The organism is Paenibacillus sp. P32E (genome assembly GCF_001909085.1).
GTDB classification, from domain to species: Bacteria; Bacillota; Bacilli; order Paenibacillales; family Paenibacillaceae; genus Paenibacillus_AQ; species Paenibacillus_AQ helianthi.
In genome coordinates this window covers 1-14,157 of record NZ_LVYY01000076.1, presented here as the reverse complement: position 1 = coordinate 14,157, position 14,157 = coordinate 1, and the positions used below count along the sequence as shown (strand labels likewise).

Sequence of the window (14,157 nt, the reverse complement as noted above, 5' to 3'; positions counted from 1 at the left end):
GCCCGTATGCACTGCGAAGTCAGACTGCACCCATCCGCTAGAAGTCACCGCTTTATTGCTGCAAGTCCACAAGACCCTGTGCAAACTGCCGCGCACGTTTCAAGTCGTTCTCATCGGGATGTCCTTTTTTATCCAGATTGAATCCGAGGGGACTGAACTCACCGGAGCAGTTGAACTCTGCTACGATGGTGCAGCCCTTCAACTCCAGCTTTTCTGTGATCAGCTCTTTCTTTTTAAATTCGCCGGACCCGGATGTGCAAAAAATAAATACTTTCTTGTCTGTGGCAGGCATTTTCCGGATGAATTTGAATAGCTTGTTATGAAGCTTGGATGCATAAATCCCTGAACCAAAACCGATTAGATCATAACCTTCCAGCACCTCCGGCCGGACATCCTCCACCTTCGCCACATCTGCGTTCATAACCTCTGCCATCACCTTGGCCAGCTTTTCCGTATTCTTTCTGTGGACCGACTTGTAGATAATCAATGTTTTCATAAGTGCACCTCTCTCTTCAAACCTATATTATATAATATGAATGAACCAATAAATATTCATTCATTTATAGAAAAAAATAATGCGCATGAAGCTTAAGCTGCATTCACCCGCATGGTTCATCTTCTGACCCGTATTCATTTCATTTATTCCGGTACATCTGTCAGACCTTTCATCACAAACTCGACGAAATAATCCAGGATATGCGGAAAATGCTGTATGCCAATCTCCTCTTTGTGGATATCGATATAAGGAATGGCACTGAGCAGCGCGTGTATCAGATCATCGTCCAGATCTGCTCTTATTTTACCTTCTGCCTTCCATTTCCTAATCAGCTCGAGCGTACCACTGTTCGTGAATTCATCAATACTCTCGATGCCGCCTTTTTCATAAAATTCCTTCTCCAGCTTGCTGAAAAGCTCCCGGTTGTACCATTCCTTCAAAATCGGATTCGAAATCATGCCGCTGTAATTCAGAGCCATAACTTCCTTCAACAATTTCACAGGCTCATCGTCCGGGTTCACCGTCTCCATGATGCTCTGCTTCAGCTTCTCATTTTCTTTCAGATAGATCTCTATGAACAGCTTCTCTTTCGAGGCGTAATAATTGTAAAAGGTGCCCACTGCCACCCCGGCCAGCTTCGTAATATCGGACACATTGGTATCCTTGAAGCCTTTGGAGCTGAACAGCTCTTTTCCGCGATTAAAAATCTCCGTTTTTTTGTCTTCCATGGATGTAAACCCCCAAGATCATGAATGAATATAAATATATTCATTCGAATTGTAGCATAGCAATCTCTTACTTTCAAGCTGGGGGTCTGGAGATAGGATGTTTTTAGTTGGCAGGCAACAACCGCCTCTTCCATAAAAGAAGAGACGGTTGTGTCTGGAACTAAAGCACCTCTATAAACCGGACTACGGATTAACGGTGATCGTAAAGGTAGACGTCGTATTTTTAATTGGCGTCACGGTGTTCGTAATCTTCAGATTATTGAAGACTACCGAGCCAACAGCCGGGCCTTGGCCGGGCTCAGCCGATTCGTTGGCCCAGATGCCTACACCCGACTTGGCGTCAAAAGCGTCTCCGCTCTTTTGCGCGCCGGAAATGGTAATGTTCGTGAAGATCGTATCGGCTACCGGGAATTGCGGCGAAGAACCGACATAGTTGGTTTGGAACATGATGCCATGGTAGGTGGGATCAATAATGTCGACATCGCTGACCCGTATACCCTGGAAGATTTTTGAGGCTGAGAAGACCCAAATGGCCGGGAAGGTCTGGGAGCCCCAGAAATGTCCGCCTGCCCGGACAATCGAAATATTATGGAAATCCGTTGTCGGTGAAGCCCCAAACCCGTTCATCGGATATCCGAAGTCTAGCGAGCTGATCGTAATCCCGGAATAGCAGAGTGTGTCGGCAATGTAAATGTTGCGGAAGGTGTTGGCATAGCCGCCATAGACCGCCACCCCGGCTGCACGCCAGGTCAGGATTGAGGTCAGATTCTCATACACATTATCCCTCATATCAGAACCGCCGGAATCAATCGCCGAGAATAGCGCAAAGCTGTCGTCGCCCGTAGCCCGGGCTTCATTGTTGGAGACAAGATTGTTCGTACTGCCGTTAGTCATATTGATGCCGTCGGCAAAGGTGTTGCGGATGCGCGAGTTTCGGATCACCATGTAGTCGGTGTTCGCCCCCCAATACATACATACCTGATGTTCGGTCCAGATGTTGTCGATGGTAATGTTCGATACATTGGAGAAGTCGAACACTTTGCCGGGACCGTCGATCCGTGAGGTATAGTTGCCGAAATAGGCAAAGTTGGCAAAAGTGGACCCGTTCGCAGAAGCTTCAGCCCGGAAGCCGACATCCGTGTTATCCTGGTTAGCCGGTGCCATAAAACGTGTATACCAGGGTCCTGCGCCAATCACCTTTACCGCCTTGCCATACACCTGAAATTTGCTCGCTGTCTGATATGTTCCGGCAGGGAGATATACCCCTAGTAGGCTGCCGGTAGTGTCCATACGGACTTTGTCGAGCGCATTCTGCACATCCTGGTGCGTGAACCCGGCCGGAACAGTGAATCTGGCCGGGTCCGGGTTGGCAATCGGCGATACCTGCTCCAGACTGATGAAGTCAATCGCATACTGTGAGGTGTTCGCAGCATCCTTTTGCAGGCGGATCGTGCTTCCGGCCGGAATCGTGCTGTCGAACATCATATTGGCTTCGTCATAGATGTGGCGCGGCGAGCCGGCGCTTGGCGAATTGCCGGGGCTGGTCTCCGAGCCATACAGCCAGGCGTATTTAGAGGTCAGGCTGATGGCCTTCGTGAACACCCCATTGACATACACGTTCAGCGTAGCATTGGTTCCATCACCACTGGCTGAATCAGGAATGGAAAAACGGGTGACGAGCGTGTTGGTGCTGGCTTTGGTGGTGAATTCCACATAGCTGCCTGTCGAGTTCAACGTAACGGCTCTTCTGCCCGAGGCTTCACCTGCCAGATCGCCGATATTACGGTTCGGTGCAAGCTTGACGGCTCCACCACCGGCTACTCCGTCCTCTGCCTCATACATGTCGTAAGGCATGTTAGCCCCGCGGCCGATGTACAGCGGCTGGGTCTGGATGTTGTTGGCCCTTTTTACTGCAAGCTCATTGGCATCTGCGGCAATTTCACTCTTCACTGTGTATTTACCATTTGCAGCCGTCCAGGTGCCAAGTGTAACCGGTGTTGTCGTAGCTCCGCTGGCAATGGCCCCGCTGTAAGAGCCGGTCAGTGTTTTGACGACGGTATTCGTTGCAGTATCCGTCACGGTTAGCGTAAGGTTATGCGCCCCACTGGAGGAAGCGGCTGTTCCCTGGTTTTTGATAGCGATCTGGAAGGTTACGGTATTGCCTCCGGCCGGATTGCCCGGCGTCCAGCTTACCGGAGCAGCGATCAGATCCGAGCTGGATACCGGATTCACTGTAAGGGAAGAAGGATTCGTGTAGCTGTTATTCCCCTCATTGAGCTCGATGACCGCATTGCTCTCATCAACCTTGGCGCTCAGCGCATACGTTCCTGCATCCTTAGCACCAATGTTCAATGACACATTGCTTGAAGCGCCGGCGGCCAGAGAACCGACCGGCGCGGTTCCTACCAGGGTTGTGCCCAGGTAGAAGCTGACATTTGTCGCGGCGGAAGCAGCGCTTCCGGCGTTTTTGACAGCGGCAGTTAATGTAATGGCATCTGTCTCAACCGGAGCAGACGGCGACCATGACATTGATGTTACAGTCAGATCCGGATTGGCTGCCGGAGTACCGATAATCTGCAATTCAGCCACCTGTCCGGCACTTGAACCGGAATTGGTAGTGATTTTCAGCTGAAGCTCACTCACCGTGGCAGTAACCGGAATGGTCACGGAATTACCGTTAGCCGGATTAAATGTATACATAGCTGCTTGAACCAGACTGGTGAAGGTGGAGGCTGCCTGATTATGCCCGAGCACCTCAATCGTTTGGGTACGTGTAGACCAGGCGGAAGCGGGATTCAGCTTTACGATAACCGAGGTCACACTGGCATTAGCACCAAGATTGACGCTCAGAGTATTGGGATAGCTTCCGCCCGCACCTTCCCAGTAAGTTGCCACATCGCCGTCATTGGCATTTGTTGGCACGAACGTATAGATGGAGGAAGACGCATTAATACTTTTACCAACAGCCAGATTGGACCCCGGGCCTGTGCTTGGTGTGGCTGTTGGCGAAGCAGATGGCGTTGGTGTTGGTGTCACCGTTGGCGTTGCCGTAGGAGTCGCTGTTGGCGTTGCTGTAGGAGTCACTGCTGGCGTTGCTGTAGGAGTCGCTGTTGGCGTTGTGGTGGGTGTGATTCCCGGCGTAAGGATCAGTTGGTCCAGATTTACGTTGCCGGAATCCGTGGGATCATATTTGTAAGCAATCGTATTGGTTCCGGCAGCTAAGCTGAGTGTTTCCACTTTGGTTGACCAGGTATCCCAATTCGCCAGATTATTGAGCGAAGTCTGCTTGACCTTTGTGCCGTTAACGTACACACTGAGCGACTTGGTGCTGCCCGAGGCATTGGCGTATCTCAGGGCGGCGTCGTAGCTGCCTGCAGAAGCGGCTGTAACCGTAAAGGCTGTGGATGCTCCCTGTGTAAGATATCCATCAACAAAAGCTGATCCGGTATAGCCGCTGTGGTCGGTATTGGTTTTGGCTCCGCCGGATAATACTGCTGCTTCCGCTTCATAAGTCCCGTTAGGGGAAGCCGACGTGCCGTACACCTCGAATTCTGATACTTGTGCCGCCGGCCAGCCTGTATTCGCGGTGAAATTCACTTTAAGATAGCGGGCTGTGGCAGTCGTGAAATGAATGGTTACCGTGTTCGAGCTGCTGGAAGGATTGAATGTGTAGCTGGCTGAGTCCGCAAGATCGCTGTAAATGGAGTCATCGGTGCTGCCCTGAACCGAAAGCGTTTGCGTTCTTGCCTCCCAGGAGGCCGGGAGCTTTAGTACCACCTGATTCACACTGCTGTTTGCGCCAAGATCCACTTTGATCCATTCGGGAAAAGCATTACTGGCGCTCTCCCAATACGTTCCCTGATTGCCGTCATTTGCGTTTGATGCAATGTACACATCTCCGACTGAACTTGCCGTAACCGTCTTGCCTGCTGCCAGATTCCCCGCCGCCGAGCTGACAGCCGGAAACAGCGCCAGCTGGCCTACGAACAGAACTGCGACCAGGCAGTACACGAGAAATGTTTTTCTGGCAGATGCTTTATTTCCTGTTAACATGGACAACCACCTCCCATAATTATAGGATCCGTCAAAAAAGTATGCGCTTACAAAAATTCCTTTTAAGCTTGGCCTTCTTCCTGGATTTCACGTCCCTCCCCTGTTGTAGATAATCTGTTAATTAGCCAGTTATCTGTTCTCCTGCTCCCTGGGAACCCTGCAGACCACAAACCGCAAGCGCAAGACATATTGACCGAGCCTGGAGACTCCCCCAATAACTAACTAATTATGGTAATAATATAAGATATCGCTAGATTTTGATCGAGGGCCGATTCTATGAATAGTATGTGCAATTATACGATTCGTGGGTATTCTGAAGATATTATTGCAGCCCCAGCAGCTCACGGAGTTCTGCAAATGTACTGACAATGGCTATAGGCCTATTTCCATCCTTGGCATAGCCTGCAAAGGATGGAACCAGATCGTATGCCATCCTGCCGCGCTTGCTCCGGCGATATCCTTCGGCCACAAATCCCCAATGTAGAGAGAGTCTTGGGCCTTCATCCCTGTAAGGGCATTAGCTAATTGAAAAATACGTGGATCAGGCTTCGAGAAGCCTACCGCGCTGGAAATCATTATTCATTCTTCAGGGACATAGCGGTTCAATCCGAGTGTCCGCAGCTTACCCTGTTGATGCTCTTCATTGCCATTCGCAATGATGCGTGCCGGTACAACATCACGAATTCCTGTTCATCGTTGCGGAAGTACTTACTACTATCGGAAAGTGATTCTGAGATCAGCCACTCAAGACTTGGCGCGATGGAGTGGAATTACAAGAAACTGGAACGTCCGATTCACTTCGTGTATCAAGTCATCGAGCGAACGATGGAAGCCGATGGGCAACTCCTGCTGGTGACTCGGATAGAGGTTCAGGTGTTTTTCACGACGCTCACGTGTTCGGTAATAAATGAGACGTTTCAGCTCTACGGACTGATCCAATTGAAAACGGACAGGGTTCATCTCTACACCCTTCGAGGTGAGTTTATGAAATACGGGTTTATTATTTCATTTCACGGATTCAGGTAAAATAAATAGAGTATGTCATTTACAGTAATATACAAACTATGATAATGTGTGTTTCGATCAATACTTGTGATTAAGTCGGGTGAACTCAGATGTGGGAGTAACTTCTATAAACTCTCAAACCAATTAAAATAGAAATACGATAAATGTTGGGGAGAATACATAGGAATTTCCTATAAACAGCATTTTTTGGGGGCTTTTGAAGAAAGGCGGCGCAAGATGTACAGAATGCTTTAAATGAACTATTTGCAGAGAAGATTCAGGAAATGCTGAAAGCCTAAATGGATACCCATTTAGGTTAGGAAAGCATGAGGTGAAGGGGAAACTCACTCTCAAATATTCGCAACGGCTAAAGCGCAGAACGGTAGTCGTGTATTGGTGAGTTCTGGCCACTAGTGGTCAAGAAGTATCAATCGAGCGTAACAGATATCGAAGAGCAGATCATATCACTGCATGCCAAAAAAATCAGCACCAAAAAAATTTAGGATCAGTTGAGGCAGCTTTATGGTACTGAAGCTCCCTCTACGCTCATTTACAACGTGACGAAGATCGTTCCTCATTAAAGCCTTTTGCTATCTTTAACTGGAAATCCAGCCTATGGGGCTGTCTTTGCTTAGATTCTGTGGAGGTATAAGTAATTAAAAATGACTAAGCGTGGATATTTATATTGATTATCTAAACTAAAGAATATGTAACAAAAATAATTTAGACAAAGTGGCGGGATCAGAACAATACTTTGTTCAATTGAAGGGTGATATGGGATTGAAGAGAACAATGCTTATTGTATTCATCTTTTTGTTTGGATGTATTCCAATTGTTAATGCGGCAACTAGTACTAATTATATATATGATGAATTCGGTAAACTGGATTATATAACCCATCCTAATTCTGGTGATATTGTAAACTTTGAGTATGATCGTTCAGGGAATCTTATCACCAAATCTAAAGTAAAGGACGCATCCGCGAGGAATATGACTAGTCTGTTGCTAAATGGCAGTGGTCTAGGAGATGATCAGAATAAAGATGGCATAGCAGATGGATGGACAAAAATCGGAAATGTCGGAGTTGATGCTTCAATTAGCACAGACTCATACTATGGAGGCAGTGCACAGCAATTAAAGATCACTAACAACGGATGGGGAAGTTTGTACCGATCGCTAGGCCCAATAAGTGCGGATCGTTATTTTATTGCATTAATTGACTACAAAGTGTCCTTAGGTAATACAGTATCTTTTCGAATAAACGACACTTCAACTAATTGGGGGAATGACTTAGGCATTACTGGTTTTATCATAGACAATAAGTGGCACACGACATATATAAAATTTAAATCAACAGGAGCCCCTATTACTGTAATAGGCGCTTATGCCGACCCTGGAAATTCGGATATTAAACTTGATGGATTCCGAATTTACGAAATTACCGCTAGGACCTTTAGTAAAATTGGGATTGATCCTGAGCTTTCATCGAGCAACATACCCTATCAGTTCCCACAAGAACTATTTCTAAATGGAATCGGGAGCTTCGAGGCTAATTCAAATGGAATGACGGACGGATGGACAGCATATGGAAACAAAGGGATTAACCTGTCCTATTCTCCTGATGCTTTGTATGGAGGCAGTGCGGCTAGAATTCAGATAAGAGATGATGGATGGGGGACTTATTATCGAACTCTTAGGCCAATTGATGCAAATAGATATTTCATTTCTCTAATCGATTATAAAGCAACGACTGATCATAGAATTTCATTTCGAATAAACGACACGGATAGTAATTGGGATATTAGCTTGGGCATGACTACTTTCATAGCTGATAATAAATGGCACACAGCTTATATCAAATTCAAGTCAACCGGCAAACCTATAACCATAATCGGCGCTTACGTCGATGCCGGAGTGAGTGATTTCATATTAGACGGTCTTAGGATCTATGAGATCTCCCCAACAACTTACAATAAAATTGGAGTCGAGCCGGAATACACCGATGGGATCGGTAACAAATTTCCATTCAATAACTTCTTATATGCTCAGCTGAATCCGTGAAACAACCAAAGCCCTTCCTCTTGGCCTACAGCGATTCGTATTGCAACCAAAGATGGGAGCCGATTTGTTTACAATGAGGCATAGGGAAACAGAGCTTGCCGTAGAGCAAGCCGATTTCGAACATAAGTTCCTTACTCTTTAGCCGGACAAGGTTACATAAATGTGTTAAAACGTCTGAAACCAGGTGAATCCAGCATCTCATTGCCGCAGGTAACGGCATTGCTCCCCAATCAAGGGTATTCCTACCTTCCATTCTGCCCGCTAGCCCGTTTGCAGTGAGATCAGAGGTATTTCCTCTTAGGCCCGTTTAGTTCATTTCGTTTCCTATGGTCTGTTTCTTCACGTCTATCTCTCTCACTTTTCAATCGGAGTGATCCACAGTTTTTTTTCACAGTATAATTTCCTTTACAACAAAAAAACCGCCCCTCCTGCCCTAGTGCAGGAATTGACGGTTTGGATTATTCATACAGATTGCCGTTCGCCAGCAGAGCCAGCTTGTTCTGATCCAGCACACTGAGGCTTCCTTTTCTGCGCTCAATGATACCTTCCTCTACAAAACGGCGCACGATCCGGTTCAGATGCCGGTAGCTGGTTCCGAGCAAATCCGCGGTTTCAGCAAGTGTAGCTGTACGGATCTCTTCCACGCGCTGGCCGCCGCTGTCTGCAAACAGGGACAGCAGATAGCTGGCAAAGCGGTTTTCCAGCGGATATAGCAAATTTAGCGCCGTAGTCTGGCCAAGCGTATACATTTTGTGGCTAAGCTCTCCTACCAGATAACGCAGAAGTACGGTATTTTGCTCAAACTCCTTAAGAACCAGCTCGCGTCCGGCAACCAGCAGTAGGCTTTCGTCCACCGACACCACTTCATTCTTGACCGGATATTGCCGCAGCAGCTCCACATCCCCGATCAGCGACATCGGTCTCGCAAAACGCACCAGCAGCGATTTTCCGTTTGGCAGCAGTGTATGAATCTTGAGCCTGCCCTGCACCAGAATATACAGATGCTCCAGGTGGTCACCCACTGAACAAATAGCCTCCCCGTCACTGTACCGCCGCAGCTCCATTCCGGAAATCGCCCCGCTGCTGAATATATCCTTCAGACCATTTTGCCCGGCCAGAGCACTGACCTGATCACGGTCTGCAATCCACTGCATCAGCCGCTTCCTCCCCACCTCTGTCACGAATGAACTAAATGTAACACAGCAGCGGAGAATCAGCCAACACCCGGCTCACAACATAATGAAGGTATCTTTGCATCTTGGCGGATCATTCTACTTGTCAAAATAATGCTCCAGGGCCCGCTCGGCACGGAACTTCGCCACATTGAAGGCTGGCCATTTCCGCTTGGTTGTCTGCTGACCTTCCCACTTTTCGCGGAGGACCGCATCCAGCTTGCCGTTCTCCTGCTTATTGAAGCTGATCAGCAGCGGGAGGACGTCCGGTGACAGCCGGGATAGATAGCTGGTGTCAAGGACGCCGCTCTTCTGATAGCGCTGGATATTCTGCTTGGCGATAATATGATCCATGCCGATATAGTTCACCAGTACATAGGATAGCAAACCTAAGGCGAGACAGCACTGCGCGAGCGGGAACTGTACCCGGCTGATCCGTACCGCTGCTAACACCAGTAACAGTCCGAGAAAGATCATAAATGCATGCACCAGAAACCGGATATACGTGTAGCCATAGGCCTCTTCATACAGCATCAGCCGGGAATAGGCAGAATACAGCATGATTACAGAACAGAGTACGAGGATATAGAGCAGAATATGAACAGTTGTACGCAGCAGGCTTCTCTCCGGGCGATCCGAATGCAGGGACAGCAGCAGCAGAACGAAGTTGATCGAAGTCACCAGAATCAGCTCCAAAAAACCGCTCCGCGCATAATCGGCATACGTGCTGCCCTGCGGCAAAATGCCATCCCAGGCACCGAAGAGGTAGGAAAATTGTACGCTGACGAACAGCACATACACCGTATTGATGACGGTGAGAATGGTAGTAAGGATCACCGGGTCCACTTTCAGCGCCAAAGGCTCAGGAAGCAGCTCCAAGGCAGAATCCGGGACAGGCAAGATTTCCATATTCAGCTCCGGCTTAGGATTCCATATATACACCTTGTGATCGACAAAGCCCCAGAGGAGGCCGAACATGCCCAGTCCCAGCAGGATCACCCACAGCAGACGCGCAATCCCTTCGCCAAAAGAAATCCGTGCCAGCATCTGCGGGAATTTCGCCAGCATTTCATGGAATACCCCGTCTGCCGAGGAGAGCAGTGAGGTTACAATCAGCAGCAGCGGTAAAGAGATTCCCAGTCCGATTAACACCTTGATCAGCACTTGCTTCCGTTCGTCCTTAATTTTCTCCCCGCCGAAGATTCTGCGGATGATCTGTGGAGCTGTTCCCCAGTGCCGCAGACTTTGGGCAAAAAAATGTTCAGCAGCCGCTCCTATAATTCCGATCCTGCTCCAGGAGGGCTGCTTATAGCTCAGCATATAGGTCATATGTAATAAAATCAGCGCCGGAATAACCAGCAGGTTCAGTCCGAAGAAAACCCAATTTGCAAATAACGCATAGGTCAAGGAAAGAAGCACAATTGCTCCGAGCCAGACATAGCTGACCACAGAAGGCTTGCGCAGCTTGTCTTTGGCAAAATAGAACACAAACCCGTAAAACAAACACACAAAGATCGGATAGGATACCCCTGGCACTGTACCGTAAAATAGATACTGGTTCAGGACCGCCAGCAGGAAAGCCGCCCCCAGAGCCTGGAGAGCCCGTTCCTGTTTCGTTGCGGATGGATCATTCATGGTAAATACCTCCATCTTCTTACTTTCATATCCTGATTTTAGCTGATAAAATAAGAAGAAAAAGAGAAAGAATATACGGTTTATTTCCTATTTTAAAAAGGAGACCCGACTCATGAAGCTGCACAGCCAATTTCTGATGCTCCACTCGCACCATGGAGGACCCGCTGAAATCTCTATTACTCTGGATGAGCTGGCCGCAACCTTTAACTGCACTCACCGCAATGCGCTCCATATTGTTCATAAAATGGCGGGGCAGGATTGGATCACCTGGACCCCCAGCCGCGGCCGGGGAAAACGTTCAAAGCTGGTGTTTCTTGTGGAAGCAGAGGACATTGCCCTGCAGTCTATGAAGCAGGCCATCAGCAGCAAAGACATTGGAAGTGCGATTGAGGGTATACGCGGACATGCAAGGTCCTCCTCGCTTCAGGATACGCTGCAGGGCTGGCTGCTAACCTATTTCGGACATCATTCAGAAATCCGCAGCAATAAGGTCATTGATACACTGCGGCTTCCGGTCACCCAGCAGCTTCACACCCTGGACCCGCTGTATATGAATCTGCTGGCCGAGTCCTTCGTCTCCAGCCACGTATTTGACGGATTAGTTGGAAGAAGCGGGGAGCGGGGCATTGTTCCGGGCCTGGCCCACGCCTGGGATGTGGATGACAGCCGCACAGAATGGACGTTTCATCTGCGGAAGGAGGTCCTGTTCCATCACGGAAAAGTACTGTCCGCCGAAGATGTGGTCTATTCGCTGCAGCGGCTGATGCAGACCCCACAGCGGACGCTTTACAGTTCTATTTTCAAGGAGATCACCGGGGTCGAAGCATTGAATACCACTACGGTGCGCATTGTGCTGCGGAATCCAAATGAGCTGTTTCTCGCGTTCCTCTGCACCAGCCGGGCGGCGGTGGTTCCACGTGAGTTGGTGACTGCAACAGGGAGCGCCTTTGGCCGCAGACCGGTCGGTACCGGACCCTTCAAGCTGGTAGAGCTGAATGAGGATCTCTGCGTGCTGGAGGTATTCCCTTATTACTATCAGGGCCGGGCACATATAGACCGTGTGGAAATTCTTCATGTCCCGATCGGCAACGGGCAGATACAGCCGGATACGGTTTCCGCCTTTCATATTATTCACAATCCTTCGGCAGGGGACTCCTCTTCGTGGAGCCAGATTCATTCCGAATCCTGTGTGCGCAAGTTTGTCACCTGCAACACAAAGAAAAACGGACCCTTAAGCGATCCCCTGCTCCGTGCAGATATTCTGTCTTGCCTGAATGAAACAACACCAGCACCTGCCCCTGATTTCCAAGTCACGCAGCCAGGGGTTTTGCAAATTGCCACTATTCCGCAATATCTCGGGGATGCCGAGCATATTGCTTCCCGGCTGTTACGGCACGGGTATGCCTGCAACGTTTTGGCGGTCTCGCCGGAGGAATTCAAAGGTCCCGTGCGCCTGCAGGCCGATCTCATTGTCTTCTCCCTGCTCCGGGATCAGGACGAGCAGCTCCGGCTATTCGATCTGTATACGACGCTGTCTCAGCATGTGGATCCCGGGACAAGGGCGGATATTGAAGGCACACTGAACCTCATCTCAAGGGAGCCCGATCCCGCATCAAGAACTGGCAGCTTCACACGGATTGAGGACAAGCTGACAAGGGATCATCAGCTGTACATTCTGTACGAAAAGCCGGTGCAGACTGCATATCTCCCTTCCGTACGCGGTGTGACCTTCAACAGCCAGGGCTGGGTAGACCTTCGCCATCTCTGGTTTCCGCGCGGCATGTAAAACAGCCCCGGCGGAGGTTCCGCCGGAGCTGTTCGTTCGTGTGACTGTTGGGGTCAGCTTCCGGGACAACTTCCCGCTTGAGTAAAGCCTCTATACCTTGCCAGGGAGATTGTCCACAAGCCCTTTGCCGATTACATTGGCGGAAGGCGGTTTCTTACCAACCTCTCTGGCCCACACGGAGAGCTGACCGATATGATGAATTTCGTGGGCAATCATATGGCGCATGATTTCGCCCCAGGCATTGGCTGCCATCGATCCGTCTGGCTGCTGTTCCGTAAAGACATTCCGCTCCATCCCTTCATTCCAGCTCAATACAAAAGGCTCCACCTCCAGCCGGAAGCGTGCATCAAGCTCTCTCACCTTCTCCAGACTGCTGAACTCGGCAAAATCCTCCTGGAAATCAGGCTTGCCTACCATTCCCATGGTCCAGCTCCACTCCACATCGGCAATATGAAACAATGTCTTCAGAATTCCGCCAACCCCGCCAACCCGCGGCTTGAGCAGTTCCTCCTCCGTCAGGTCCTCACACCACTTGTACCATTCCTCCCGAACCATCCAGTTATAGCGGAAAAACGTCTGCATGAAATCCCTCCAATAAAAAGATATGAGAACGGCAAACAATTGTTAAATAGATCACATTTGTTTCCAGTTTATCACATCAGAGCAGGGAGACGGGATGTAAAAAATACATATAGCCGACTTTACAGCCTACACAGCTATTTATTTCACCGATCACAATTGCAATCATGATCATGCCAAAGTCCGGAGCATAACCGGAGCCCAGGGTAGAGATCAGAAGTGGCATAGTCTTCGTCTCCGGGGGCTGCCGTACAATCAGCGGCCAGAGATAGTTATTCCAGCCCGACATGAAGGTAATGATGGCACCGGCAAGGCAATACCAAGCAGGAAAGACCTTTTTTCACAGTAGGGTAAGACGAGGGATTACTCCCTCGGACTCCCCGTCAAACCGTGCATGCGGATTTCCCGCACACGGCTTTCCTTCGTCAGTTCCCCATCTTCAGGAGTGAGTTTCCTTCATCCGTCGCCGGATTGCTTATTTCACTCCTGAATTAGGAACGTGTGGTGAGTAAGCTTGTTAGAAATACCATTCCGGCTGATTCCAGTACTTTGTTTGGTATCAGCCGGTTTGACACCGTAGATCTCTTTTTGCGCATAAAGGCTCGCACCCTCATTCGCGTCCATTGATCCAGACGTTCAAAC

10 protein-coding genes and 2 pseudogenes are annotated in these 14,157 nt (G+C 49.2%); 3 read left to right on the top strand and 9 right to left on the bottom strand.

Annotated features, from left to right (window positions below):
* Window positions 1-52: 52 nt before the first annotated feature.
* The 5 genes and pseudogenes from A3848_RS28850 to A3848_RS33525 form a co-directional block, all read right to left on the bottom strand.
* Window positions 53-496, bottom strand: a complete 444-nt coding sequence (locus tag A3848_RS28850) for a flavodoxin domain-containing protein (RefSeq protein ID WP_074088480.1) — start codon at window positions 494-496, stop codon at window positions 53-55.
* 143 nt (window positions 497-639) lie between these two features.
* Window positions 640-1,224 (bottom strand): TetR/AcrR family transcriptional regulator, encoded by a 585-nt coding sequence (locus A3848_RS28845; protein ID WP_074088479.1) that lies wholly within the window; start codon window positions 1,222-1,224, stop codon window positions 640-642.
* A 183-nt stretch (window positions 1,225-1,407) separates the two neighbouring features.
* Complete coding sequence (locus A3848_RS28840) at window positions 1,408-5,277, bottom strand: galactose-binding domain-containing protein (RefSeq protein WP_074088478.1); 3,870 nt, start codon at window positions 5,275-5,277, stop codon at window positions 1,408-1,410.
* Between the two features lie 322 nt (window positions 5,278-5,599).
* On the bottom strand, window positions 5,600-5,746 hold the full coding sequence (locus A3848_RS33250) for a hypothetical protein (protein ID WP_256702587.1): 147 nt from the start codon (window positions 5,744-5,746) through the stop codon (window positions 5,600-5,602).
* A gap of 8 nt (window positions 5,747-5,754) precedes the next feature.
* Window positions 5,755-5,853, bottom strand: a pseudogene (locus A3848_RS33525) (HAD family hydrolase); the annotation flags it as partial.
* A 183-nt stretch (window positions 5,854-6,036) separates the two neighbouring features.
* On the opposite strand from A3848_RS33525, the gene A3848_RS32540 reads away from it, so the two are divergent.
* Together A3848_RS32540 and A3848_RS28825 are read left to right on the top strand one after the other, a co-directional pair.
* The gene (locus A3848_RS32540; RefSeq protein WP_074088476.1) at window positions 6,037-6,303 is read left to right on the top strand and encodes a hypothetical protein; all 267 of its coding nucleotides are present in this window, start codon (window positions 6,037-6,039) and stop codon (window positions 6,301-6,303) included.
* Between the two features lie 759 nt (window positions 6,304-7,062).
* Window positions 7,063-8,343, top strand: coding sequence for a hypothetical protein (locus A3848_RS28825; RefSeq protein ID WP_143192482.1), 1,281 nt, complete (start codon window positions 7,063-7,065; stop codon window positions 8,341-8,343).
* A 458-nt stretch (window positions 8,344-8,801) separates the two neighbouring features.
* Here the strand turns inward: A3848_RS28825 and A3848_RS28820 are convergent, their stop codons facing one another.
* Complete coding sequence (locus A3848_RS28820) at window positions 8,802-9,497, bottom strand: Crp/Fnr family transcriptional regulator (RefSeq protein WP_074088474.1); 696 nt, start codon at window positions 9,495-9,497, stop codon at window positions 8,802-8,804.
* A gap of 117 nt (window positions 9,498-9,614) precedes the next feature.
* Complete coding sequence (locus A3848_RS28815; RefSeq protein ID WP_074088473.1) at window positions 9,615-11,150, bottom strand: DUF4153 domain-containing protein; 1,536 nt, start codon at window positions 11,148-11,150, stop codon at window positions 9,615-9,617.
* 112 nt (window positions 11,151-11,262) lie between these two features.
* Here A3848_RS28815 and A3848_RS28810 point away from each other — a divergent pair, with 112 nt between their 5' ends.
* Window positions 11,263-12,936, top strand: coding sequence for an ABC transporter substrate-binding protein (locus A3848_RS28810; RefSeq protein WP_074088472.1), 1,674 nt, complete (start codon window positions 11,263-11,265; stop codon window positions 12,934-12,936).
* Window positions 12,937-13,026: 90 nt separating this feature from the next.
* Here A3848_RS28810 and A3848_RS28805 read toward each other — a convergent pair whose 3' ends face one another.
* On the bottom strand, window positions 13,027-13,518 hold the full coding sequence (locus A3848_RS28805) for a DinB family protein (RefSeq protein WP_074088471.1): 492 nt from the start codon (window positions 13,516-13,518) through the stop codon (window positions 13,027-13,029).
* Between the two features lie 76 nt (window positions 13,519-13,594).
* Window positions 13,595-13,825, bottom strand: a pseudogene (locus tag A3848_RS33245) (hypothetical protein); the annotation flags it as partial.
* Between the last annotated feature and the right edge of the window lie 332 nt (window positions 13,826-14,157).